Origin of the sequence: Stenotrophomonas sp. Marseille-Q5258, from assembly GCF_946900935.1 — a bacterium.
In the GTDB taxonomy this organism is placed as follows: domain Bacteria; phylum Pseudomonadota; class Gammaproteobacteria; order Xanthomonadales; family Xanthomonadaceae; genus Stenotrophomonas; species Stenotrophomonas nematodicola.
In genome coordinates this window covers 1-24,682 of the sequence record NZ_CAMPPN010000024.1, presented here as the reverse complement: position 1 = coordinate 24,682, position 24,682 = coordinate 1, and the positions used below count along the sequence as shown (strand labels likewise).

The following is a 24,682-nucleotide window of genomic DNA, read 5'->3' as shown; positions in this document are numbered from 1 at the left end:
GCACAGGACGGCCGGCAAGCGGGCGTGGGCAGGCAGCCGCCCGTCAGCGCGCGCTTCCGTCCACATACGGCCGCGACTGCAGCATCAGCACCTCATCGCCGACCACCGCCCACTCGATGTCCTGGTCCACGCCGCCCAATGCCTGCTTGGTGGTCACCCCGATCCGGGCAAGCCGCGCAATCAGTGCATCGGTCAGCACCTGGCGCGAGCCGCTGATGGGCACCTCGCGGACGCCACCCGCGGCATCGGCCACCAGCTGGGTGTCCTCGGCCGAGCGGCTCAGCACCTGCACCGCCTTGGACCAGCTGGAGTACATCACCTGCTCGGCCTGGCGCTTGCCCTCCACCACGCGGATACCCAATCCGCGCTTGGCCGAAATGTAGGTGATGTGGCGGCGCGCGGCATCGAAGGGGTCACGGGTGATCATCACACCGGAACTGTCTGAAGGCGCGGCGCGCTGGACCAGTACCGCCATCGCCACGGCATCCTGCTGCAGCCCGGCGGCCGTGCGCGCTTCGTATGCCTCGAAGTTGTAGACCGATGCCCACACCGTCTGCACGGCCTTGGCCAGGTCATCGGCGCGGGTCACGTTGGGAACGGTGGTGTACAGGCCTGCACCGCTGAAACCGGGGAGATCTTCGGAGTTGGACGAGCTCCGTACGAACACCCCGCCTCCCTGCAGCTGCTCGCGCCAGCGCGCCTCCAACGTGCGGATGAAGGCCGGATCGGGCGCGGCATTGGCGATCTCGGCACGCAGCGTGCCCAGCGCCTCGCGGCGCACGTCCGGGTCCGTGCCGAAGCCGGGGCGGCGCTGCAGCGCGCGCAGCCGCTCGTTGATCTGCAGCCGCTGCATCATCGCCTGGTAGTGCGAGAACGGGATGCAGAAACCGTCCGGCACGCGCGCGGCAGGCGGCAGGGCCGTTTTCAGCGTGCCCAGGTTGGCCGCCTTTACCCCGCAATGGGAACTGTCCCGCGCACGCAGGGACGCAAGCGGCTTGAGCGCCACCACCGTCAGGTCCGGGCGGGGCAGATTGCGTGCCGCCGGGCGGACCGCCGTGGCGGAAGGCGTTCTGGCCGGGCGCGCGAGCGGCGTGACCCGGTAGTTGTTGGCGGTCACCTCCAGCGTCACCCAGCGCCCGTCATGCTGGCGCAGCGCATTCTGCGCGTCGGCCACATATGCGTTGGGGATGCCCCAGCCCTTGGCCAGCAGGTTGACGTGCGACAGCAGCGTGGACGGTCGCTGCGTCACCAGGCCGGCCACCGGTGCCAGCGCGATCGGCACCTCATCCAGCACCGGAATATCGCGCGGCGACAGCGTGCGCAGCTGCTGCTCGGAACGCACGATGCGCAGCCGGCCTTCCGCGCGGCCGGTGTTCAGCGGCAGGAAGCGCTGCTCGCGCAGCAGGGCCTCCTGGCTGACGTAAGGCAGCTTCATGGTGCTGGCCAGCTGCTCGTGCCGGGTGGAGTTGGTCTTGAAGCGGATGGGGTCGCGGAACGAGGCGCGCACCACCTGGTCGGTCTGCTGCAGCAGGGACGCGGTGAGCTGGTCGCCCTCCCAGAACTCGTAGGTGTAGCCCGGCAGATCCTGCTGCCAACTGATCGTGCCGAACAGGAAGCGCCGCTGCGGATCGCGGTACTGCGCATTGAGCGTGGCCTTGTCCATGCCCGGCAGCAGCCGCTGGCGGCGTACGAACTGCTCGTGCAGCGCAATGCGCGGGGTGTTGATGTAGTAGATGCGCGCCGCGTTGCGCCGGTCGATCACGAAGATCAGGTGCGGCATTTCCAGCGCGGTGCCTGCGTTGTACACGCGCGCGAGCTGCATGAACTGGGCGCGGCTGTCGATGCGCGACAGGTAATCCGGTCCCTCGGCCACCGGCGTGGCGGACGTATCGCTGCCCTGCCGGTACTCGTAGGGCGACGGTTTGCGCGCGGTCTGCGCCAGCGCGGGAGCGACACACCCCAGCAGCAATGTGAGAACGGCGACACGCGCCCACAGGGGTCGTACAGCAGAGGTCGTACAGGCTCGTTCCATGATGCCGGTGCGGGAATGAAGTGGGTGGATCATAAGCATCACTCCAAATCCATCAGCGACCGAACACCTGCTAGCAGCCTATCGATCTCATTGTAATATTCTTGAACTCTAGCAATTGTTACATCGCTTGGATTGCCATGTGCGATCTTGTGCCGGACATCGATAAGGCTATCGAGCGCGGATTTACGTTCGTCCGCAATCAGTGCCGCCAGAGGCACGCGCCACGCACTGTCAAAGGACAGAAGATGATTTGTTAGCTTCTCAGCTTTCAGGTTCGTCAGATTTTTGTTCGACGCCTCCACATAACGAACTACCGTCGGGCCGGAGCGTTTCTCCACGTATTCCTTCGTAAAAGCCTTTATTGACTGGTCTACGTATCCAGACACAAGGATACAGAGATGCCTTGCCATATCCGCCCGGAGCTCCGACTCGCCGAGATCAATCTTCTTGGCCCTTTCAAAAACCGCGTCCAACGCGTCCTTTCTAGACACTCGACGCATGGCATCAGACCCCGCCAAACGCTGCTACTGCCAGCCTAACCCGCTCCTCAACCTGGCCTTCGCGCGCAGTAGCCTTACTCACCGATGCAATGTATTCGGGATCTAACAGCAGAGCTTCATAGGCCTCCTGCAACGCGCCAATGCTGGGAGGTGAACCGCCCGCATCAAGACGAGAGGCTATGCCAGCCATGACGGAATCGAAGACCGCTGCATTTAAGGCGTTGGTCAATTTGAAAGCCCTCTTGCCTGCGACCTCATGGGCGACCCCAATGGCGTCGGAAAACGACTTCGTAAAATCTGCTGCAGTGCTCTCGTCGAGCGCGGCGTACTTCTGCGCAAATTTTGTAAGGAAGTCTTTCATCGGGCTCTTATAGCTGTCCGCCCAGTAGCGAAGGGCAAGGAAACGAAGTATGAGTTCGTGATCCTTGAGCTTCTTCGACATCGGCCCGAAGATCTCTCTCCACTTTACATTTGCATTCAAGTCACGAACAAGATTCATCAATCGCCCCGGCGCCAGCGCCACACGAATCTCATGGGGAGAAAGCTGTGTGCCACCAGAATTTAGGCGTTCAAACAAGCTGTAGATACTTGAGAGATCCTGCTCTTCGCTAGTCTTCTTGATCACCGTTGCGTGAATCAATGAGTCATCGATGACGCGTCTTTCATCATCCTTCAGCTTGTCGTATGTCAACCCCTTAAACTGCGGTTGCACATGCTCAAGAACAAACTCTTTCTTGTTCAGAATCCCTGAGTAGAATGCTGAAAGCGTTAGCAACCGCTGTTGCCCGTCAAGCACCAGTAGCGCCTTATTGGATTGTTGTACTAGGAATATGCCCGGAACAGGCAGACCTAGGAGCAGCGACTCGATGAACCGATCACATTGCAGCTTTGACCAGACAAATTTTCGTTGAAACGCCTCCACATCGAATGCAGCTTCGTTGACGGGGTCGAAAGAAGGCACGACGATATCCCCTCTTTTGAGCCGCTTTACAAGTCCGTCGACAGGATAGTCCGCCCCGTAGAACGTCAGATCGAACTTGTATTGACTTTCTTCCTCGGGTGCATCAACGCCATCTTCGAGATCATCGCTTGCAACAAACTCATCGCTCATAAGGTCTCCTCCGCTACAGGGGCGGCCGATGTGTATTCAAAAAGAGAGTTGAGATCCGCGCAGGATGTGAGAAGACGACGTCCGCACGCGTGGGTGCGTCCTCAACCTGCTGCATAGGCAACGCGATCAAGGACCAAACAATCAAGGCTAGATTTGGGTGCCTGCGCTCGCACCCGGTCCGAATTCGATCTTCGGAGGGGAGTCCGACATTGAAGGGGCCGGCAACAGGGACATCCCTCTGGCGACTACCATCTAGGGGAAGTACAAGGACGGTCCGAGCGTCGACGAACCTATCCCGCGCGCTCAGGACCCGAGTGCCCAGGCGGCGACCGGCCAGGTTGTGCGTCATGCTTCACCCCCAATCCATGATGGGAAATTGCACTTACACTGCACTTAAGAAAAAAAAGCCGGCTCTTGCGCCGGCTTTTTTGCTCTACAACTCTTTGATTTTTCAAAGATACAAATGGTGGGCGGTACAAGGTTCGAACTTGTGACCCTTGCCGTGTGAAGGCAATGCTCTACCGCTGAGCTAACCGCCCGATGCTGCTGAGCCGCTCATTATAGGGCGGCAAATTTTCACGTCAACGGTTTTCCTGAAATTTCTTCACATCGTGTGCGTGGGCTTGTCCGAGGTGATGATGCCGGCCAGCAGCGTCTCGATCTTGTGCCGGACGGCCTCGCCTTCGGTGCCTTCGGCGAGCTGTACGCCGATGCCGGCGGCGCGGTTGCCCTGCGCACCGGCCGGGGTCACCCAGATCACCTTGCCGGCCACCGGCAGGCGCTCGCTGGAGTCCGGCAGGGTCAGCAGCAGGAACACCTCGTCGCCGAGGAAGTAACGCTTGGGCGTGGGCACGAATATGCCGCCGTTCTTCACGAACGGCATGTATGCGCTGTACAGCGCGGCCTTGTCCTTCACGGCCAGGGACAGGATGCCCTGGCGGGCATTGGTGGCGCTCATGCTCTAGTTCCCCTTGGGTGCCGCTCGTTGACCTTGTTCCAGGCCAACAACAATTCCACCACCGCCAGATCGGCGCGCACGGTGGTGCGCAGCAGGTCGCGGGTTCGGTTGGCGGCGTCGAACCACGACGCCAGCTTGTGCAATCGGTCCGGATCGGTCAAGCCGCCGCCCGCCGCCTGGGCCAGCGCGAGGTCGGCGGCATGGCGCAGGCGCAGCGCGCCGTGCTCGTCGCCGGTCCAGCGCTGGGCCAGTTCCACCGCGCCAGCGCGGCCGGCCACCAGCGATTCCAGATCGGTGGCCACCTGGCGGCGCAGCGCCAGGCCATCTTCGCGCAGCCAGTCATCGGCCAGGCCGGGATGACCGCGCGCGGCGTCGAGGGCTTCGCGCGCACTGGCGTCGCTGTGGCCCTGCGCCTGCAGCCACGCCAGTGCTTCCTCGCGCGGCGGCAGCTTGAACTCCAGCCGCTGGCAGCGGCTGCGCACGGTCGCCGGCAGGCGCGCCGGGTCGCTGCTGATCAGCCACAGGTAGCGGCCGGGCTGCGGCTCTTCGAGGGTCTTGAGCAGCGCGTTGCAGGCGGCGCGATTGATCGCATCGGCCGGATCGACGATCACGACCTGGGCAATGCCGTACTGCGGGGTGAGCGCCAGCTTCTGCGAGATCTCGCGCACCTGCTCGATCACGATCTCGGTGCGCAGCTTGTCGCCGGACTTGTTGGGAATGAACGAGATCAGTTGCAGGTCCGGGTGGGTACCGGCGGCAATCAGCTGCGCGCTGCGCTTGGCCGCCGCCGGTTCGCCACGCCCGAGCACATGTTCGGCCAGGCGCAGCGCAACCGCGCGCTTGCCCAGCCCGGCCGGGCCGCAGATGAGCAGGCCGTGGCCCAGGCGGCCGGCATCCAGCGCGGCCACGGTCTGGTCGTAGGCGCGCTGCTGCCAGGGTGAGAACGTATCAGTCATGGGCAGGCTCCTGTGCCAGCCACACGTCCACCGCGGCCACCACCGACCGCGCCACGCCGGCCTGGTCCTGGCCGGCGTCGATCAGGCGGAAACGCGCGGGGTCATGGCTGGCGCGCTGGCGGAATACCGCGCGCACCCGCTGGAAGAAATCGTCCTGCTCGCTCTCGATGCGGTCCGGCCACAGATCGCGGCCATTGGCGCGGGCGCGGCCCACGGCCACGTCCACATCCAGCAGCAGGGTCAATCCCGGCAGCAGGCCGACGGCGCGGCGCTCCAGGTCGGCGATCCAGGCCGCATCGAGGCCGCGTCCGCCGCCCTGGTAGGCGTAGCTGGAATCAGTGAAACGGTCGCTGATGACGTAGCCGCCGCGTTGCAGGGCTGGCTGGATCACCTCGCGCACATGCTGGGCGCGCGCGGCGAACACCAGCAGCAGCTCGGCTTCGGCCGACAGCGGCTCGGCGGCGATCTCCGCATCGGGGGTGAGCACCAGCGCGCGGATGCGCTCGGCCAGCGGCGTGCCGCCGGGCTCGCGGGTCAGCAGCACCTCGTGGCCCCGCGCGTGCAAGGCATCGCGCAGGGCGTTGATGGCCGTGGTCTTGCCCGCGCCCTCGCCGCCTTCCAGGCTGATCAGGCGCGGGTGGCGCAGCAGCGAAACCGTCATTGCGGTGCCGCCTGGCTGCGCTGCTGGCGCAGCTGCTGCAGGTAACGCGCGACCGCGGCGTTGTGGTCGGTGTAGTTGGCCGAGAACACATGCGCGCCGCTGCCGTCGCCAACCGCCACGAAATACAGCGCGTCGCCGGCGGCCGGCTGCGCGGCCGCATGCAGGGCGTCGCGGCCGGGCATGGCGATCGGGGTCGGGGTGAGGCCGGCGCGGGTGTAGGTGTTGTACGGCGTGTCGGTGGTCAGGTCGCGCTTGCGGATGTTGCCGTCGTAGCGGCTGCCGATGCCGTAGATCACCGTCGGATCGGTCTGCAGGCGCATGCCGATCTTCAGGCGGCGCACGAACACGCCGGCGATCTGGGGGCGCTCGCTGGGCAGCGCGGTTTCCTTCTCGATGATCGAGGCGAGGATCAGCAGCTCATACGGTGAATTCAGCGGCAGATCGTCGGCGCGGCTGTCCCACGCGGCGGTCAGCGCCTTCTCCATTGCGGCATGGGCGCGCTTGAGCACGTCCAGGTCGCTGTCGCCACGCTGGTAGACGTAGGTCTCCGGCAGGAAACGGCCTTCGGGGTGCTCGCCGGGGAAGCCCAGCGCCTTCATCAGCGCGGCGTCGTCCATGTCGTCGGTGGTGTGGCGCAGCGGATCGGCGCGCTTGAGCGCGGCGCGCACCTGGCGGATGTTCCAGCCTTCGACGATGGTCAGCCGGTGCTGCAGCACGCGGCCCTGACGCATGCGGATAAGCAGTTCGCGCGGGGTGAGGCCGGCGTCGAGCGCGTACTCGCCCACCTTGAGCTTGCCGGCGGCATCGAGCTGCCGTGCCAGCAGCGTCCACTGGGTATCGTTGCCTTCGTCCACACCGGCAGCGCGCAGCTTGCCCAGCACCGTATTCAGGCCATCGCCGGAGGCGATCACCACGCTGGACTGGTCCGGGGTGATCGGCGCGTCGGCGAAGCGGCTCTGGTCGTGCCAGAACCAGGCACCCACCGCCGCCAGCACCAGGCCCCCCAGCAGCAGCACCGCCAGCACGGCCAGACATCCCCGTTTCGCACCCGCCATGTTCACCTCGTGTCGTTATTCAGTGCGCGGCACCGGCCAGCGGCCGGCACCCCGTCGGACAGCATACCGTGGCTCAGTCCTGCCGCCCCAGCGCACGCAGCAGGCCACGCGCCTTGGCACGGGTTTCATCCAGTTCCTTGACCGGGTCCGAATCGACCACGATGCCGGCACCGGTGCGGAACACCGCCGTGTCGGCGGCCACTTCGGCGGTGCGGATCAGGATGTTCAGGTCCAGGTCGCCATCGCGGTTCAGCCAGCCGAACGCGCCGGTGTAGGCGCCGCGTGCGGTCTGCTCCAGCTCGGCAATGATCTGCATGCAGCGCACCTTGGGGCAGCCGGTGATGGTGCCGCCGGGGAACGTGGCGGCGATCACCGCGCCGGGGCTGACATCCTGGCGCAGGCGACCACGCACGTTGCTGACGATGTGATGCACGTGGGCGTAGCTTTCCACCGTCATCAGCTCGTCGACCTCGACGCTGCCGGGCGTGCAGATGCGCCCCAGGTCGTTGCGTTCCAGGTCGATCAGCATGACGTGCTCGGCACGCTCCTTGGGATGGCCCACCAGCTCCTGGATGCGCGCGGCATCGTCGTCGCCGGCGAAGCGCGGGCGCGTGCCGGCGATCGGACGGGTCTGCACGTCATCGCCATGCACCGAGACCAGGCGCTCGGGGGAGGAGCTGACCACTGCCCTGCCCTGCGCCATGAACAGGCCGGCGAACGGGGCCGGATTGGCCACCCGCAACTGGGCATACAGGGCCTGCGGCGACAGCGGCTGGGCGAACTGCGCTGCCCAGCGGCGCGACAGGTTGACCTGGAACACATCGCCGGCGCGCAGGTAGTCGATCACCTTGCCAACACCGTCGGTGAAGCGCTGCGGGGCGTCTTCCGTCACGTCGGCCGGCGGCTGCCAGGCCGGCAGCGGTGCCAGCGTGGTGGATGCCTGCACATCGGCCAGCAGGGTCGGCAGCAGCCCGGCGTGGTCGGTTTCGCAGATGGCGTGGTACTGGCCGAGAACGCGGTCGTGCAGCACGGCGGCCGGGCAGCGCAGGGCCAGTGCGGAGGGCAGGCCGTCGGCGCGCGCGGGCACCTGCAGCACGGTTTCGATCTGCCCGGCCAGTTCATAGTCCAGCATCAGCGCCCAGCCGCCGCGGAACGGCAGCATGGTCTCCTCGCGGGGCAGGCGCAGGGCCGCCCAGTGCGCATCCAGCGCCTCGAGAAAGCTGCCGGCGTGGGCGGTGCCGTCAGCGTCGCGGACCACGCCGTCGGCGTGCAGCGCCAGCGCCTGGCCGTTGGCCATCAGCAGCAGGTCCCAGCGCCCCTGGGCGGTGCCCGAGGCGGTGGACTCCATCAGCAGCGGATAGCGCGAGGGGTCCACGCGCTGCAGCGCGAGCAGATCGGTGGTGGCGGGCAACGGCTGGATCTGGAGCATGGCAGGGAACCGGAAAGGAGCGCGGGGGCCAGATACACCAAGGCCGCCATGATGGCGGCCCGGGTGCGGGGTACGACGGTGCGCGGATCAGACGCGCTTGAACACCAGCGTGCCGTTGGTACCGCCAAAGCCGAAGCCGTTGGACATGACCACATCCACCTTCTGCTGGCGCGCCACGTTGGGCACGTAATCCAGGTCGCAGCCTTCGCCCGGCTGCTGCAGGTTGATGGTCGGCGGAATGATGTTGTCGCGCAGCGCCAGCACCGAGAAGATCGCCTCGACGCCGCCGGCGGCACCAAGCAGGTGGCCGGTCATCGACTTGGTCGAACTGACCATCATCCTGTACGCATGGTCGCCGAACGCGGTCTTCATGGCCATCGTTTCGCCGAGGTCACCCAGCGGGGTCGAGGTGCCGTGCGCATTGAGGTAGCCGACCTGGTCCGGGGTCACACCGGCGTCCTTGAGGGCCATCGTCATGCAGCGCGCCGCGCCTTCGCCGTTCTCGCTCGGCGCGGTCATGTGGTACGCATCGGAACTCGCGCCGAAACCGGCCAGCTCGGCATAGATGCGCGCGCCACGCGCCTTGGCGTGTTCGTACTCTTCCAGGATCAGAATCCCGGCACCGTCGCCCAGCACGAAGCCGTCGCGGTCCTTGTCCCACGGTCGCGAGGCTTCAGCCGGCGCGTCGTTGCGGGTGCTCATGGCCTTCATCGCGCAGAAGCCGCCCAGGGCGGTCGGCGAGGAGCCGCGCTCGGCGCCGCCCACCACCATCACGTCCGCATCGCCGTACTGGATCATGCGCATGGCGGTGCCGATGGAGTGGTTGGAGGTGGCGCAGGCCGACACCGCCGAGAACGACGGACCCTTCAGGCCGGTGATGATGCTGAGCTGGCCCGGCAGCATGTTGATGATGGTCTTGGGCACGTAGAAGGGCGAGATTTTCTTGCCCTCGTGGAACTCGATGGTCTGTTCCTCGATGCCCAGCAGACCGCCGATGCCCGCGCCGACGATGGCGCCCACGCGCTCGGCATTGGCGTCGGTGATCTCCAGGCCCGCATCGTGCAGGGCCATGAACGAGGCACCGAGGCCGTAATGGATGAACGGGTCCATCTTCTTGGCATCCTTGCCGCTGACCCGGAATTTGCCGAACTGTTCGTTGTCGGCGGTGATGTCGAAGTCCCTGACCTCACCTGCGATCTTGGTGGTGAAACGGTCCAGGTAGGACTGCGAAACGTTGGTCAGCGGACCGATGCCGGAACGGCCTTCGGTGATGCCCTTCCAACTGGTGGCCATATCATTGCCCAACGGCGAGACCATGCCCATGCCGGTAACGACGACGCGACGCTTCATTGCAGATTCTCCTGACCCGGGTGTTGCGGGTATGACGCGGTACAACGCTCAAATGCACAGGGCCGCATGTGCGGCCCCATGAGTTTGCCGCACGCGGTCGCGGCGATTGCCACGGCCGCGCGCAAGCCGCCTGACATCAAGCCTTGACGTGGGCGTTGATGTAGTCGATCGCAGCCTGGACGGTGCTGATCTTTTCGGCTTCTTCGTCCGGGATCTCGCACTCGAACTCTTCTTCCAGCGCCATCACCAGTTCAACGGTGTCCAGCGAGTCAGCGCCCAGGTCATCGACGAACGATGCGCTGTTGGTGACTTCTTCTTCCTTGACGCCAAGCTGTTCGACGACGATTTTCTTGACGCGTTCTTCGATGGTGCTCATTGGATATCGCTCCAGATGGAGTAGTGGTTCAAAAATGACGCCATCCGGTGAGGGATGACCGTGGGATAGTGTAGTGGAAACCAGCGACGCCTTGCATCGCTGCAAAACATCTTTCAGATCAACCACTTGCGGCGCGATCCCTGCGCCACATGCTTACGGCATGTACATGCCGCCGTTCACATGGAGGGTTTCGCCGGTGATGTAGCTGGCCGAGGGACCGGCCAGGAACGCCACCGCATTGGCGATGTCGGACGGTTCGCCGAGGCGCTCCAGGGCGATCGACTTGACCAGACCGGTGCGCTGCTCTTCCGGCAGGGCCTTGGTCATGTCGGTATCGATGAAGCCCGGCGCCACGACGTTGACGGTGATGCCGCGCGAACCGATTTCCTTGGCCAGCGACTTGGAGAAGGCAATGATGCCGGCTTTGGCCGCCGCGTAATTGGCCTGGCCGGCGTTGCCGGTCACGCCGATCACCGAGGCGATGTTGATGATGCGCCCCTTGCGCGCCTTCATCATGCCGCGGATGACAGCCTTGGAGGTGCGGAACACGCTGGTGAGGTTGGTGTCGAGGATGGCCTGCCAGTCCTCGTCCTTCATGCGCAGCAGCAGGTTGTCGCGGGTGATGCCGGCATTGTTGACCAGGATGGTGATCGCACCGAATTCCTTGGCGATGCCGTCCAGCACGGCGTCCAGCGCGGCCGCGTCGGTGACGTTCAGCGCGCGGCCGTGGCCGCCCACGGCGGCCAGGCGCTCGCCGATGGCGGCGGCACCGGCGTCGGTGGTGGCGGTGCCGATCACGGTCGCGCCCTGCGCGGCCAGTGCGTCGGCGATCGCCGCGCCGATGCCACGGCTGGCGCCGGTCACCAGTGCGATTTCACCCTGAAGGGGCTTGCTCATCTGTGTTTCCTCGGACGGGACCGGTCAGCAGCGCAGGCACAGGGCCATGCCGTTGCGGAGGCAGTCGAAAAATCAGGCAGCCCAGGTCTCGCGGGCAGCTTCAAAATCAGCGGGCGTGGACAGTGTGCGCGCGTCCAGCGTTTTGTCGATGCGCTTGATCAATCCGCTCAGGACCTTGCCCGGGCCACACTCGGCCACACGGACAACGCCACGGGCGGCCAGCGCCTGCACGCAACCGGTCCATTGCACCGGCAGGTACAGCTGCTGGACCAGCGCCTGGCGGATCGCATCAATGCCGTCATGGATGCGGGCATCCACGTTCTGCACCACCGGCAGCGCCGGGGCGTGCCAGTCCAGGCCGGCCATCGTTTCGGCCAGGCGGTTGGCGGCTTCGCGCATCAGCGGGGTGTGCGAGGGGACGCTGACGGCCAGTTTGACCGCCTTGCGCACGCCCTTGTCGGCCAGCAGCGCCAGCGCGCGGTCGACCGCGGCCGCATCGCCGCCGATCACGATCTGGCCGGGCGAATTGTAGTTGGCCGGAACCACGACCTGGCTGCCGGCGGCCTGCTCGCAGACCTCCAGCACCAGCGCATCCTCGGCACCAAGCACGGCAGCCATCGCGCCGACGCCGGTGGGCGCGGCATCCTGCATGAGCTGGCCGCGCAGGCGCACCAGATGGGCGCCATCGCGCAGCGACAGGGCGCCCGCCGCGACCAGGGCGATGTACTCGCCCAGGCTGTGGCCGGCCAGGACCGCCGGCTGGGCACCGCCCACGGCATTCCAGACACGCCACACGCCAATGCTGGCGGCCAGCAGCGCCGGCTGGGTGTACTCGGTGCGGTTGAGCATTTCCTCGGGACCGCCCTGCGAGAGCGCCCACAGGTCCACGCCGGCACCGTCGGACGCTTCGCTGAAGGCCTCACGCACCTGGGGGTGCAGTTCGGCCAGTTCGGCGAGCATGCCCACGGACTGCGAGCCCTGGCCTGGGAACACGAAAGCGAGATTGGAATCGGTCACGCGGTCATCCGCCTGCAAAAATCGAACGGCAAATGATAAGGGCGAACACCGCCCTCCGTCTGTACTGACGCGTATTGAGGGGGCTGGGCGCGGCGCGTACAGCCCCTTCAAGCGAACGGCAACAGCACCTAGGCTGCACGGTCCCTGATGAGGACCGCGACGAGTGGGGGTGCGGGACACGCCGTGAATACGTCCCTGTAGGCGCGTAGAAAACATCCATGTTTTCTACGGTCCCACACCCCCACTCGCCCGGTCCCCGCACGGTGCGTCGGTGCGCATGGAACGGGCAGAAGCGGGTGCAGCGGGCTGGCGTGGCACAGCGAATGCTGTGTGCGGTGACGTGGATTGCCCATGCGCGCCGGCCAACTGTCGGCGGTGCGGCGTGCGTGGGTTCACGGGACCCTTCGCCGCATGGATGCGGCGATGGAGCCTACAGGGACGTACTTCAACCAGCGCTTTCGATCACACCAGCAACTGCAGAATGTCCAGGTCGCCGTCGGAGAAGAAGTCGAAACAGATCACCGCCAGCATCAGCACGCCCAGGGTGGTGGCGCCGTGCACGATCAGGATCGCATGGGCCAGGGCGCGGGCCGAGCGGCCCATTTTCAGGCTGGCGCGGGCCAGACCGCGCAGGCGGCCGGAGACTTCGTGCGCGTGCGCCAGGACCGGTGCCTCGGCACCGTCCATTGCATCGGCCATCAGCTGCTGCAGCCGCTGCGGGCGGTCCTCGTAGTACTTGGCCACGCCATAGCCGAACATCAGCCAGTCGCGCGCCTGGGCCTGGGCCAGGTCCATCACTTCCAACGGGTCCTCCTCGAAATCGATGAAGCCCACCTGCTGTCCGTCCCAGGTCAGGTTGCGCGGCAACGGCTGGCCGAAATAGGCGCCGTTGCGATGTGCCGACGCGATCGCCTGCATCGCGGCCGAAACCAGCCGATCGCGGCCGGCGTCGTCGGCCTGGCGCAGGCAGGTATTGAACGAGCTGCCGTTGTCGCCCAGCACCAGCGCGGCATGGCCACTGCCGATCACCGGCGGCACATTCACTCCCTGGTCCTTCAGCTCGGCCAGGCGGCGGGCTTCGGTTTCACGGGCGGCATCGCCTCCCCGGTGCGGCGGCGGACGCAGCGCGTCCAACTGGAACCGCCGCGCGATGAAATTGAGCAGGCCCAAGGCCACCACCCGACTTCCTTCGCCGTACTGCTTCAGCCAGGCGCGTTGCCCTTCAATGACGATGGGCTCAACCATGACGGATCTCCTGAAATGCTTACGGCCCCGAATGGGGCCGTAACGACTGCATCACGTTGTCGTAACGTGCGCTATCAATAGCGCAGCAGTGCCGAACCCCAGGTGAAGCCGCCACCGAAGGCCTCCAGCAGCAGCAGCTGACCGCGCTCGACGCGACCGGAGCGTATCGCCACATCCAGCGCCATCGGCACCGAGGCCGACGAGGTGTTGCCATGCTTGTCCACGGTCACCACCACCTGCTCCATCGACATCTCCAGCCGCTTGGCGGTGGCTTCGATGATGCGCAGGTTGGCCTGGTGCGGGATCAGCCAGTCCAGATCGGCCTTGGTCAGGCCATTGGCATCCAGGGTTTCGTCCACGACCGAGTCCAGCGCCTTGACGGCGTACTTGAACACATCGTTGCCCTTCATCAGGATCGCGCCGCGGGCGTTCTCGCCCTCGCCGAAACCGGCCGACACGCCGACAGGATTCCACAGCAGCTCTTTCTTGCTGCCATCCGAATGCAGGTGGGTGCTGAGGATGCCGGTGTCTTCGTCGGCCTTGAGCACGACCGCGCCGGCGCCATCGCCGAACAGTACGCAGGTGGTGCGCTCGGTCCAGTCGACGATCCGGGTCAGGGTTTCCGCGCCGATGACCAGCACATGGCGTGCGTCACCGGAGCGAATGAATTTATCGGCCACGCTCAACGCGAACACGAAGCCCGAACAGGCCGCGTTGACGTCGAAAGCGGGGCAACCGGTCGCACCGAGCTTGGCCTGGATCAGGCACGCGGTGGACGGGAAGATCAGATCGGGGGTGGTCGTACCCACCACGATCATGTCCAGCTGCGAAGCGTCGATACCCGCCGCTTCCAGCGCACGCACCGCGGCGTGATAGCCGAGGTCGCTGGTGGTTTCCGTGTCCGCGGCGATGTGCCGCTCCCGGATACCGGTGCGCGATTGGATCCACTCATCGCTGGTGTCGACCATTTTCTCCAGATCCTGGTTGGTCAACACTTTTTCGGGCAAATAGCTACCAGTGCCCGCGATCCTCGAGTAGATCCGCTTGCTCATTGCATGTCCTGTAGCACGATCGTCAACAGCGACGACCGGGAAGAATGGGGCAAAGGCCGCTGCCCGACCGGGCAGCGGCCTTCACGAATCAATCTTCTTCGACGGCCGAGTTCGACTTGGTCGTGATCACCTTCTTGCCACGGTAGAAACCGTCAGCGGTGATGTGGTGACGCAGATGCACTTCGCCCGTGGTCGGGTCGGTCGACAGCTGCTTGGCGCTCAGGGCGTCATGCGCACGGCGCATACCGCGGCGGGACGGGGTAACACGGGATTTCTGCACAGCCATGGGATTGCTCCAAACTCGGTTCGTTTTGCTTCGTCGTTTCGTCGCACAGGACGCCAGCGCCCAGCACAGTCTTCGCTTTCGCCGCAGCCGCCGACGACAACCGGCTGCTATTGTTTTTTCAACGCCGCCAATGCCGCGAACGGATTGGCCTTGCTGATTTCTTCTTCGGTCGGTGCCCAGTCGCGATCCACTGCCTCACCATCGGGAGACAGCGGTACCACCGGGACGGCCAGGACGAGTTCGTCCTCGACCAGTTCCAGCGGACGCAGTTGGCCGTCCTCGGGGACCAGCCACGGCTCATACCCTTCCGGCAACGAGGATTCATCCTCTTCGCTGCGGATCAGGCCGAGCCGCTGCACCATCGAGACCGGCAACAGGAAGCGCTGCAGGCTGCGCTGACAGATCAGCGGCAACTCGGTGTCGATGGTCAGTTCAACATAGGATACCCGCAGGATGTCGTCGTGCGCGAATTCCAGTGCATAGGTGCACCGGCCTTCGGTATCGGCAACAAGGCCCTGCAGGCGGGTCAATTCAGCCAGATCGACCTGGCCGTCGAAGCGCCTGCGCGCTGCGACCATCCGCCAAGCATCCAGCAATTCGGGCACGTTCGCGGACATAAGCCGCTGAATGTTAAGGATCGCCCGGCCTGCTGTCAAATCCGGTTTCAGTCAGGTTGCAGCGGCCGCCCTGGAGCAGCCAGACTGCCGGCCTTCCGCGCCCGGTATTGTCGCATGACCCCGCTCCTGCTTGCCTCCACCTCCCGCTACCGCCGCGAACTGCTGGCGCGCCTCGGGCTGCCCCTGGACACCGCGCGCCCGGACGTGGACGAGACCCCCGCCCCCGGCGAGGCGCCGCGCGCGCTGGCGGTGCGGCTGGCGCAGGCCAAGGCGGCCGAGGTCGCCGCGCGGCATCCGGGCCGCTGGACGCTGGGCTCGGACCAGGTCGCCGAACTGAACGGGGCCCCGCTGGGCAAACCCGGCACCGTGGCCGCCGCGCAGGCCCAGCTGGCGGCGATGTCCGGCCAGTCGGTGGCCTTCCACACAGCCATCTGCCTGATCCGCGATGGCGAGATCCACCAGGCCTGCGACCGGACCGAGGTCCGCTTCCGCACGCTGGGCGCCGATGAGATTGCCCGCTACGTCGCCGCCGAGCAGCCGCTGGACTGCGCCGGCAGCTTCAAGTGCGAAGGCCTGGGCATCACCCTGTTCGATGCAATCGACAACCGCGACCCGACCGCGTTGATCGGGCTGCCGCTGATCGCCGTGGCGCAGCTGCTGCGCCTGGCCGGTTATCGCTTGCCCTGAGCCTCGCCGGCGGGGCGCGCGGGGACCACGAACGCCTGGTCCTGCCAGCGCTCGACACTGCCATCGCGTCCATACAGGTTCAGGCCCAGCCAATGCCGGCCGGGCGCCAGCGCGCGGGTATCGATACGCGCATCGAAGCCGACGTTGGGGTGCTGCGGGTCGTTGGAGATCTTCCAGAAGGCGGTCACGTCGTAGGCCCGACCGTACTGCGCCTCGGCCACCGGACGATCATCGACCAGCAGCTCCACCCGGGCCAGGCCGACGCCATCCTTGAACGCCCAGCCGCGCACATCGAGCATGCCGTCCACCGTGGCATCGGCCACCGGCGTATCGATCCACGCCATCGCCGGCGTCACGCAGGGCCCGGCGGCGCGCTCGGCCGGCAGTTTGAACAGCAGGAAGCGCTGGAAGCCGTGGTCGTTGCTCACCACCTGCGGCGGCGGCAGCGGGCCCACCTGGCGGCAGACATCGTGGTAGCGCTCCAGCAGATCGCGATAGCGCTGGTCGCTGGGCGACAGCACCAGCAGCATGGGCGCATTCCGCTGCCCCTCGTGCAGCAGCCCCCACAGGCCGAGCTGTGCACTGCGTCCGTGCTTGTCGTTCAACGGGTGCTGCAGCACCTCGATCGACGGGTCACGCAACTGGAAGCCCAGCTCCGCACCCACCTTGAAGTTGCCGGCCAGCACCCGCGTGCCGGGCGGCATCGTCGCCAGCGACTCGCGCACGGCGCTGGCCAACGGCTGCCAGCCGGCGAAATTGCGCGGGTAGTACTTGTAGCCGGCCAACTGCTCGCGCAGCGCCGGCGTGGAGGCCACCAGATAGTAGGAGAAGGCCAGCGCCAGACCGGCGCCGGCCATCCACCAGCCGGTGCGGCGCAGCCAGCGCGGCCAGCCATTGAACACCACCGGCACCGCGATCAGCAGCGCCAGGTAGCCCGGCAGCGGCCAGTGGAAACTGATGCGCTCCACATCGGTGAAGAAGCCGAGCACGAAGATCGCCACTGTCGATACCGCGCCGATCAGGCCGAAGTAGCGCCATTGCGCGCGCGCACCACCGCCAGCGCGGGTGCCCGCAAGTGCCACCTTCCACATCGCCACGCACAGGATCGGCGTGACCAGCATCGGCTGGATCACCAGGAACCACAGGCCACTCCACTGGAAGGCCCACGGATGGCGTTCGACCACCTGGAATTTCAGGCCGGCCTCGTGGTTGTCGGCATTCCATGCCAGCAGCGGCAGCCAGGCCAGCACGCCGACAGCCAGCGCCACCCACACGCGCGGATCGCGCAGCATGCGGCGGCCCTGCGGCAGCAGCAGCAGCGCAATGAACCCCACCACGATCACACCGATGAAGCGGTAGTGGCTGAGCGCGCCGATCATCAGGCCCAGCCCCAGCTTCACCGCCGCCGCCGCATCCACCTGGCGCAGCAGGCGGGCCCCGGCGTCCAGGCACAGCACCGCCGCCAACGCCATCGGCACGTCCGGCACCGCCAGCATGCCCAGCGTGGCAGACAGCGGCATCAACAGGGTGAGGCTGCCGGCCTGCCACCCTGCCACCGCACCGAACCAGCGCGTGGCGATCCGCGATACCGCCCAGGGCAACCAGGCACCGATCGCCAGGAACGGCAGGCGCTGTGCCAGCACATGCGGACCACCGATCTCCACGCCCAGCCGCGACAGCCACGCCGTCAGGCCGGGCAGGTCCGAATACGCGGCCGCCAGATGCTGCCCTTCCTGCCAGTAGAACGCTTCGTCCACGAACAGGGGCAGGCGCGCGGCCACCACCAGTTTGACGGCGGTGACCAGCGTCCATAGCAACAGGAAAATTGTGCGTGCGCGTTGTTCGCCTTGCATTGCTCTATAGAATCAGTGGAATCATCGACACGAGACGGACATGGACAACTCGCCCCACGTGCCAGCCATGCTAACCGATGTCCTGCGACAGTCCCTTCGCAGCGCGCAGGACCAGGTCAACGCCCTGCTGCTGGGCAAGCAGCACGAAGTGCGGCTGGCGTTCGTCGCGCTGCTGTCCGGCGGTCACCTGTTGATCGAAGATCTGCCCGGCCTGGGCAAGACCACCCTCGCCCATGCGCTGGCCTCCAGCCTCGGGCTGGGCTTCCAGCGGGTGCAGTTCACTTCGGACCTTCTGCCAGCGGATGTGCTCGGCGTCTCGGTTTACGACGCAGGCAGCCGTCAATTCCAGTTCCATCCGGGCCCGGTCTTCACCCATGTGCTGCTGGCCGACGAGATCAACCGCGCGCCGCCCCGCACGCAGAGCGCGCTGCTCGAAGCGATGGCCGAGCAGCAGGTCACCCTTGATGGCACCACCCATCCGCTGCCTGATCCGTTCTTCGTCATCGCGACCCAGAATCCGGTGGACCTGTCCGGCACGTTCCCGTTGCCGGACTCGCAGCTGGACCGCTTCCTGCTGCGGCTGGCGCTGGGCTATCCCAATCCGGAATCGGAGCGCGAACTGCTGCGCGGCACCGACCGCCGCCACCTGATCGCCCGGGCGACCGCCCAGCTGAGCGACGCCGACGTGCGCACGCTGCGCGAGGCCGTGGGCCAGGTGCACGCCAGCGACGCGCTGATCGGGTACGTGCAGGCGCTGCTGACCCGCAGCCGGCAGCACGCCGGGGTGCGCGTCGGCCTGTCGCCACGCGCGGGCCTGGCCCTGCTGCGCGCGGCCAAGGCGCATGCACTGCTGCTGGGGCGCGCGCATGTGGTGCCCGAAGACGTGCAGACCCTGTTCGTCGCCGTGGCAGGCCACCGCCTGGTACCCGAGGCCGAGGCCTCCACGGGACCGGCGCTGGCGCGGGCGATCCTGCAGACCGTCCAGGTCGACTGAGATGCACAGCGGCTGGGGAGACCGCTTGAAGCAGAGGATGCTGCCGGCCAATGGCCGGCACTACACGCGTCCGCGCCAGCCCGACACGTTGCCGCAGCGGATCGACCGCCGCCGCATCTATGTGCTGCCGACCCGCTTCGGCCTGTTCGTGGCCGTCCTGCTGGGCGCGATGCTGCTGGGCGCGCTGAACTACAACAACAACCCCGCGCTGCTGCTGGCCCTGCTGCTGGGTGCGACCGGCATCGCCAGCGCGATCAGCGCGCACCTGCAGTTGTCGGGCGTGCAGGTGGACGCGGTGTCGGCCGACCCGGTGACCGCCGGCCACCCGCTGCGCCTGCGCATCAGCCTGTCGCGCCGCGACGCGCGCGCCCGGCGTGGACTGCGGATCGAACACCACAACGCCCTGGCCTTTGCGCACCTGGCGCACGACGACCAGACCGAAGTCGATCTGGATGTGCCCACCACGCAGCGCGGCTGGCTGGACCTGGACCGCATCCGGCTCTCCACCACCCAGCCGCTGGGCCTGGTGCGCGCCTGGACCTGGGTGTGGCCGGACACGCCGCTGCTGGTCTACGCCGCGCCCGACACCCAGGCGCCGGCACTGCCCGAAGGCGGCGGTGACCCGCTGCACACCCGCGTGCATCCCAGTGGCGAGGAGCTGCATCAACTGCGCCCCTATCGCGCCGGCGACCCGCCGCGCAGCATCGCGTGGAAGCACTCGGCCCGCCGCGATGCGCTGCTCGTGCGCGAGTACGAGCGCCCGGTGGGACTGGACGTCCAGCTGGACTGGCGGCACCTGGCACCGCTGCCGACCGAAGCCCGGATCGCGCGGCTGGCACGCTGGGTGGACCTGGCCGAACGCGAGGGCCGCCGCTACACGCTGACCCTGCCCGGCCACCCGGTGCTGGGCCCGGGCAGCGGCAACGCCCACCACCACCTGTGCCAGCGCGCGCTGGCGGTGCTGCCGCATGGCTGATCCCGTGCTGCCCCCCGATCTGCCGCGCAGCGCGCGCGACTGGAGCCTGGCCAGCGCCGCGCTGGGCCTGCTGCCGCTGCTGCTGCAACTGCCCGATGCGCTGGCGGCGGTAATCGCGGCGGTTGCGATCGGCACGGCGCTGGCCTCGCGCGGACGGGTGCTGCCCGCGCCGCTGCGGGTGCTGCTGGTCCTGGCCATGCTCGGCGCGATCTACTGGCAGATGGGCGCCCGGCCCGGCCGCGACACCGGCTGCGCGCTGCTGGCGGCGATGCTGGCGATCAAATCCAGCGAGCTGCGCTCCCTGCGCGATGCCCGCAGCCTGCTCGGCTTTGCGTTGTTCGCCCCGTTCGCCGCGTTTCTGCTCGACCAAGGGCCGCTGACGCTTGCGCTGGCGGTGCTGGCCGCGTTGACCGCCCTGCTCGCCCTGCAGCGGCTTGCGCATGTGGAAGGCCAGGCCGCGCCTCCCGCCGCGCGCGGGCAGGCACGCGGCATCGCCCGGCTGGTGGCGCTGGGGCTGCCGCTGGCGCTGGCCGCGTTCTGGCTGTTCCCGCGCCTGAGCGAGCCGCTGTGGGGCATCCCCGAGCGCGCGGTGTCCAAGCCGGGCCTGTCTGACAGCATGGAACCGGGCACCTGGCTGGACCTGATGGCCGATGACACGCCTGCCCTGCGCGTGCAGTTCTTCGGGGCCGTGCCGGCGCCGTCGCAACGCTACTGGCGCGGCCCGGTGATGACGCGGTTCGACGGCCGGCGGTGGCAACAGGATCGCAGCCTCGACCGACGGCCGCCGCCGCAGGTGACCCACGGGGCGACGCGCTGGGACTACCAGATCGACTACGAACCCACCGACCGCCGGCAGCTGGTGGCCCTGGACCTGCCACTGGCGGCGCCGCCGGGCAGCGAACTCAACGCCGACCACAGCCTGCGCAGCCGCGCTCCGCTCGCATCCCTGACCCGATGGCGCCTGCAGTCCTCCCCGGCCACCGCCTACTCCCAGCCACTGACGCCCTACCAGCGCCAGCTCGCGCTGGCGCTGCCGGCCGGCTTCAATCCGCGCACGGCGGCGCTGGCCCGGGCGTGGCGCCGCGATGCCGGCCAGGACGATGCGGCGATCGTGCAGCGCGCCCTGGACTGGATCGGCCAGCGTTTCGCCTACACCCTCGACACGCCGCTGCCCGGGCGCGACGGCGTGGATGAGTTCCTGTTCGACCACCAGGCTGGCTTCTGTGAACACTTCAGCGGGTCGTTCGTGGTGCTGATGCGCAATGCCGGCATCCCCGCGCGGGTGGTCACCGGTTTTGCCGGCGGTGTCCGCAATCGCTATGGCAATTACTGGGTCGTGCGGCGCATGGATGCCCATGCCTGGACCGAAGTCTGGCTGGACGGCCGCGGCTGGGTCCGGGTGGATCCGACAGCCGCTGTAGCGCCCGAGCGCGTCTACGACACGCTGGAAGACCGTCTGGGGGCCGGCGCCGACGGCGGCCTGCAATCGCGCTGGCTGCAGGCCGGCGAGCTCGGCGACTGGCTGCGCCGCGGCTGGAACGACATGGTGCTGTCCTTCGATGCCAACCGCCAACAGCAGCTGCTGCGTCCGCTGGGCATCGAGCGGCTGGAACCGTCACAGCTGATCGCTGTTTTCATGGTCTTCGCACTGGCCGCGCTAGGCTGGATGGCGTGGCTGTTGGCACGCGGGGAGCGCGAGCGCGATCCGCTGCTGCGCGCCTGGCACCGGGTGAACCGGCGCTACGCGCGGTACGGCCTGGCCCGTGCCCCGGCCGAGACGGCCGGCGACTGGGCGCGGCGTGTCCACGCGCAACGGCCCGACCCCGCCCTGCTGGCACTCAGCGTCCGTTTCGTTCATGCGCGGTACGCTGGCGCAGACGTCGACCTCGCTTCATTATTGCGCGACCTGCGCAGGCATCGCCCGAACCCCGGAGCATCCTCATGAAGATCCAACTGCTGCTTCCCCTGGCCGCCTCCCTGGCACTGGCCGCCTGTGCAACCGCACCCAAACCGCTGCAGGGACAGTTCAGCGTCGTCACCCCGCGCGATTCGGTGGCCACCCAGCAGGTCGGTACGCCCGTCCGCTGGGGCGGACGCATCATCGAAACCACGCCGGGCCAGGGCGAAACCTGCTTCCAGCTCATCTCGCGCCCGCTCAACGGCAGTGGCCGCCCGAGCACCACCTCCTCCGATGCCAGCGACGGCCGCTTCATCGCCTGCCGCGCCGGCTTCTACGATCCGGCCGTGTTCGAGCCGGGCCGCGACGTGACCTTCATCGGCAAGATCGACGGCTACCAGAACACCCGCATCGGCGAGTACGACTACCGCCTGCCCAAGATCAACGCGGACGTGATCTACCTGTGGCCGGAACAGCGCCAGGTCGACGTCGTGCCGGCCTACCCCTACGGCCCGTGGGGCCCGGCATGGGGCCCGGGCTGGGGCTACCGCGGCTGGGGTTGGTGGTAAACAAGCAGCAGAAAGACGCCACCCCAGGGTGGCGTTTTTTCATGCCCCGAAATGCCCCAGCGGTGCGCCGGCGAGCAGATGCAGGTGGATGTGGAACACGGTCTGCCCGGCATCGCCCCGGCAGTTCATGACGATGCGGTAGCCGTTCTCGGCGAACCCTTCGCGGCGGGCGTACTCGGCCGCGGCCAGCGCCAGCTTGCCGATCAGGTGTGCCTGCGACGGCTGCACATCGTCCAGGGTCGGAATCGCTTCGTTCTTCGGAATGAACAACACGTGCACCGGCGCCTGCGGTGCGATGTCCTTGAAGGCCAGCACCTCGTCGTCTTCATAGACGATGGTGGCGGGAATCTCGCGGCGGATGATCTTGCCGAACAGGGTGTCGTGGCTCATGGGGCACCGTAGGAAACAGGGCCCTGGAGAGTAGCGCGGATGCGCTGCCGGATTCGACCCATCCCGCGCGCGGTCATTCCTGGATGTCGGTGCGCGTGCCGAAGGCATGCGACAGCGTGCCGCGGTCCACGTACTCCAGTTCACCGCCCAGCGGCAGGCCCTGGGCCAGGCGGCTGGGCCGCACGTTGTGCGTGCGCGCCAGCTGCGCCAGATAGTGGGCCGTCGCTTCACCCTCGACGGTTGCACTGGTGGCGATGATCAGCTCCTGCACCTCGCCCTGTTTCAGGCGGGCGTCGAGCTGGTCCAGCCCGAGTTCGCGCGGGCCGATGCCGTCCAGCGGCGACAGGCGTCCCTGCAGCACGAAGTACACGCCCCGGAAGCCGGTGGCGTGTTCGATCGCCAGGCGGTCGGCCGGCGACTCCACCGCACACAGCTGCTGGCGCTCGCGGCTGCCGTTGGCACAGACCGTGCAGAGCTCGCTCTCGCTGAAATCGCGGCATTGCACGCAATGCCCGATCCGCTCGATCGCCTGCGCCAACACCTCCGACAGGCGCTGCCCGCCATCGCGTTCGCGCTCCAGCACGTGGTAGGCCATGCGCTGTGCGGTCTTCTGGCCCACGCCGGGCAGCACCCGGAAGGCCTCGATCAGTTGTTCGAGCAGGGGCAGGCTCATGGCGGCGGACTCACTCCAGAAACAAACGCGCGAAGCCCGAAGGCTTCGCGGCGCAGGCAACGCGGGACGCCGGGCAGGGCCGGCGCGGCGTTGGGATCAGAACGGCAGCTTCATGCCCGGAGGCAGCTGCATGCCGGCCGTGGCCGAGCCCATGCGGTTCTTGGATTCGGCATCGATCTTGTTGGAGGCATCGTTGAACGCCGCCGCGATCAGGTCTTCGGCCATTTCCGGGTCAGCCAGCACGGCCGGGTCAATGCGCACCTTGCGGCACTCCTTGGCGCCGGTCAGGGTCACGCTGACCATGCCGCCGCCGGCGCTGCCGGTGACTTCCAGCTTGGCGAGTTCTTCCTGGGCCTTCTGCAGGTTCTCCTGCATCTTCTGGGCCTGCTGCATCAGTTGGGCGATATTGCCACGCATGGGTCTTTACTCATCAAAGGGACGGATGGAATCGGTCACGACCCGGGCGCCGTGTTGCTGGATCAGCAACTGCACATCCGGATCGGCCATGAAAACGGCTTCGGCCGCCTGTTGTCGTTCGCCACGCTGGCGGTCCGAACGCTGGTGCAGCGTTTCGGCCTCCGCGCCACCGGCTTCGATGACGATCTTCGGCGCCTGGCCCAGCGGACCGGTCAGGGCGTCGGTCAGCGCCGCCAGCGAGCGGTCCGAACACAGGTACTCAAATCCGGGCGATACCGCCAATTTCAAGACACCGCGCTGATAGCCGATGAACGCCGCGTGCGCCGCGAGCTGCCGCGACGGACCGCTGAGCTGGCTCTGGGCGACCAGTTCCAGCCAGGCTTCGGCGCTGGCCAGGCCGATCGGCGCGTCCGGAGCCACAACGGCGGCCGCCGGTTCATCGGCCGCGGACGACGGCGCAATCGCGATCCCCTGCGGACGATGCGGGACAGCGGCCGACGGGGCCGGTCGTTCCGGCGGTGCTTCCCACGGCGCGACCATTGCCGCATCGGGCGTGGCCATTTCGGCGGCCAGGGCTTCGTCGCGGTCGTCGGCGGCCCCGTCCTGGTGCCACGGCGGCAGGTCGTCCGGATCGGCGACCACCGTCGGTGCGGCGGGCGTGGGGGCCGCGGGTTTGGTCGGGGT

Annotated in this window: 26 protein-coding genes and 1 tRNA gene; 5 read left to right on the top strand and 22 right to left on the bottom strand. The window is 67.3% G+C overall.

Annotation, left to right across the window (positions count from 1 at the left end):
* Positions 1-43: 43 nt before the first annotated feature.
* From OC534_RS15540 to OC534_RS15460, 17 genes are all read right to left on the bottom strand, one after another.
* Positions 44-2,032 (bottom strand): PEP/pyruvate-binding domain-containing protein, encoded by a 1,989-nt coding sequence (locus tag OC534_RS15540; protein ID WP_262072114.1) that lies wholly within the window; start codon positions 2,030-2,032, stop codon positions 44-46.
* A gap of 38 nt (positions 2,033-2,070) precedes the next feature.
* Complete coding sequence (locus OC534_RS15535) at positions 2,071-2,532, bottom strand: MAE_28990/MAE_18760 family HEPN-like nuclease (protein WP_262072113.1); 462 nt, start codon at positions 2,530-2,532, stop codon at positions 2,071-2,073.
* Positions 2,533-2,536: 4 nt separating this feature from the next.
* Positions 2,537-3,643, bottom strand: coding sequence for a DUF262 domain-containing protein (locus OC534_RS15530; protein ID WP_262072112.1), 1,107 nt, complete (start codon positions 3,641-3,643; stop codon positions 2,537-2,539).
* Positions 3,644-4,107: 464 nt separating this feature from the next.
* Positions 4,108-4,182 (bottom strand) — tRNA-Val (locus OC534_RS15525).
* Between the two features lie 65 nt (positions 4,183-4,247).
* The gene (locus OC534_RS15520) at positions 4,248-4,601 is read right to left on the bottom strand and encodes a PilZ domain-containing protein (protein ID WP_136005617.1); all 354 of its coding nucleotides are present in this window, start codon (positions 4,599-4,601) and stop codon (positions 4,248-4,250) included.
* A complete protein-coding gene (locus tag OC534_RS15515; protein ID WP_136005615.1) occupies positions 4,598-5,557 on the bottom strand; it encodes a DNA polymerase III subunit delta' in 960 nt (319 codons plus the stop codon). The genes OC534_RS15520 and OC534_RS15515 overlap by 4 nt, the downstream gene beginning before the upstream one ends.
* Entirely contained in the window at positions 5,550-6,218 is a 669-nt protein-coding gene (gene tmk, locus OC534_RS15510) for a dTMP kinase (protein ID WP_262072111.1), read from the bottom strand. The genes OC534_RS15515 and tmk overlap by 8 nt, the downstream gene beginning before the upstream one ends.
* Complete coding sequence (gene mltG, locus OC534_RS15505) at positions 6,215-7,273, bottom strand: endolytic transglycosylase MltG (protein ID WP_136005613.1); 1,059 nt, start codon at positions 7,271-7,273, stop codon at positions 6,215-6,217. The genes tmk and mltG overlap by 4 nt, the downstream gene beginning before the upstream one ends.
* A 73-nt stretch (positions 7,274-7,346) precedes the next feature.
* Positions 7,347-8,702, bottom strand: coding sequence for an aminodeoxychorismate synthase component I (locus OC534_RS15500; RefSeq protein WP_017357546.1), 1,356 nt, complete (start codon positions 8,700-8,702; stop codon positions 7,347-7,349).
* 87 nt (positions 8,703-8,789) lie between these two features.
* The gene (gene fabF, locus OC534_RS15495; protein ID WP_017357545.1) at positions 8,790-10,052 is read right to left on the bottom strand and encodes a beta-ketoacyl-ACP synthase II; all 1,263 of its coding nucleotides are present in this window, start codon (positions 10,050-10,052) and stop codon (positions 8,790-8,792) included.
* Between the two features lie 136 nt (positions 10,053-10,188).
* Complete coding sequence (acpP, locus tag OC534_RS15490; RefSeq protein ID WP_017357544.1) at positions 10,189-10,428, bottom strand: acyl carrier protein; 240 nt, start codon at positions 10,426-10,428, stop codon at positions 10,189-10,191.
* A gap of 153 nt (positions 10,429-10,581) precedes the next feature.
* Entirely contained in the window at positions 10,582-11,325 is a 744-nt protein-coding gene (gene fabG / locus OC534_RS15485) for a 3-oxoacyl-ACP reductase FabG (RefSeq protein WP_136005609.1), read from the bottom strand.
* A 72-nt stretch (positions 11,326-11,397) separates the two neighbouring features.
* Positions 11,398-12,342: an ACP S-malonyltransferase gene (gene fabD / locus OC534_RS15480; protein ID WP_262072110.1), complete on the bottom strand. Its 945-nt coding sequence runs from the start codon at positions 12,340-12,342 to the stop codon at positions 11,398-11,400.
* 462 nt (positions 12,343-12,804) lie between these two features.
* On the bottom strand, positions 12,805-13,587 hold the full coding sequence (locus OC534_RS15475) for a serine/threonine protein kinase (RefSeq protein WP_017357624.1): 783 nt from the start codon (positions 13,585-13,587) through the stop codon (positions 12,805-12,807).
* A gap of 74 nt (positions 13,588-13,661) precedes the next feature.
* A complete protein-coding gene (locus OC534_RS15470; RefSeq protein WP_017357625.1) occupies positions 13,662-14,639 on the bottom strand; it encodes a beta-ketoacyl-ACP synthase III in 978 nt (325 codons plus the stop codon).
* Positions 14,640-14,727: 88 nt separating this feature from the next.
* Positions 14,728-14,925, bottom strand: a complete 198-nt coding sequence (gene rpmF / locus OC534_RS15465) for a 50S ribosomal protein L32 (protein WP_017357626.1) — start codon at positions 14,923-14,925, stop codon at positions 14,728-14,730.
* A 107-nt stretch (positions 14,926-15,032) separates the two neighbouring features.
* On the bottom strand, positions 15,033-15,542 hold the full coding sequence (locus OC534_RS15460) for a YceD family protein (RefSeq protein ID WP_136005608.1): 510 nt from the start codon (positions 15,540-15,542) through the stop codon (positions 15,033-15,035).
* A gap of 114 nt (positions 15,543-15,656) precedes the next feature.
* On the opposite strand from OC534_RS15460, the gene OC534_RS15455 reads away from it, so the two are divergent.
* Entirely contained in the window at positions 15,657-16,229 is a 573-nt protein-coding gene (locus OC534_RS15455) for a Maf family nucleotide pyrophosphatase (protein ID WP_262072109.1), read from the top strand.
* On the opposite strand, the gene OC534_RS15450 is transcribed toward OC534_RS15455, so the two are convergent.
* Positions 16,214-18,082, bottom strand: coding sequence for a glycosyltransferase family 39 protein (locus tag OC534_RS15450; protein WP_166472658.1), 1,869 nt, complete (start codon positions 18,080-18,082; stop codon positions 16,214-16,216). The genes OC534_RS15455 and OC534_RS15450 overlap by 16 nt on opposite strands.
* A 67-nt stretch (positions 18,083-18,149) precedes the next feature.
* On the opposite strand from OC534_RS15450, the gene OC534_RS15445 reads away from it, so the two are divergent.
* The 4 genes from OC534_RS15445 to OC534_RS15430 are packed head-to-tail and all read left to right on the top strand — an operon-like array spanning position 18,150 to position 22,518.
* On the top strand, positions 18,150-19,076 hold the full coding sequence (locus OC534_RS15445) for a MoxR family ATPase (RefSeq protein ID WP_136005600.1): 927 nt from the start codon (positions 18,150-18,152) through the stop codon (positions 19,074-19,076).
* Positions 19,077-19,113: 37 nt separating this feature from the next.
* Positions 19,114-20,052, top strand: a complete 939-nt coding sequence (locus tag OC534_RS15440; RefSeq protein WP_136005655.1) for a DUF58 domain-containing protein — start codon at positions 19,114-19,116, stop codon at positions 20,050-20,052.
* Positions 20,045-21,997 carry a DUF3488 and transglutaminase-like domain-containing protein gene (locus OC534_RS15435; RefSeq protein WP_136005596.1) on the top strand — a complete coding sequence of 651 codons (1,953 nt, stop codon included), beginning with the start codon at positions 20,045-20,047 and terminating at the stop codon, positions 21,995-21,997. The genes OC534_RS15440 and OC534_RS15435 overlap by 8 nt, the downstream gene beginning before the upstream one ends.
* Positions 21,994-22,518 (top strand): Slp family lipoprotein, encoded by a 525-nt coding sequence (locus tag OC534_RS15430; protein WP_017355152.1) that lies wholly within the window; start codon positions 21,994-21,996, stop codon positions 22,516-22,518. Before OC534_RS15435 ends, OC534_RS15430 begins: the two co-directional genes overlap by 4 nt.
* A 39-nt stretch (positions 22,519-22,557) precedes the next feature.
* Here the strand turns inward: OC534_RS15430 and OC534_RS15425 are convergent, their stop codons facing one another.
* The 4 genes from OC534_RS15425 to OC534_RS15410 form a co-directional block, all read right to left on the bottom strand.
* Positions 22,558-22,908, bottom strand: a complete 351-nt coding sequence (locus OC534_RS15425; RefSeq protein ID WP_017355153.1) for a histidine triad nucleotide-binding protein — start codon at positions 22,906-22,908, stop codon at positions 22,558-22,560.
* A 73-nt stretch (positions 22,909-22,981) separates the two neighbouring features.
* Positions 22,982-23,581, bottom strand: coding sequence for a recombination mediator RecR (gene recR / locus OC534_RS15420; protein WP_017355154.1), 600 nt, complete (start codon positions 23,579-23,581; stop codon positions 22,982-22,984).
* Between the two features lie 96 nt (positions 23,582-23,677).
* Positions 23,678-23,998: a YbaB/EbfC family nucleoid-associated protein gene (locus OC534_RS15415; protein ID WP_017355155.1), complete on the bottom strand. Its 321-nt coding sequence runs from the start codon at positions 23,996-23,998 to the stop codon at positions 23,678-23,680.
* A gap of 6 nt (positions 23,999-24,004) precedes the next feature.
* Positions 24,005-24,682 (bottom strand): DNA polymerase III subunit gamma/tau C-terminal domain-containing protein (locus OC534_RS15410; RefSeq protein WP_287251639.1); only part of this gene is annotated, 678 nt, incomplete at its 5' end.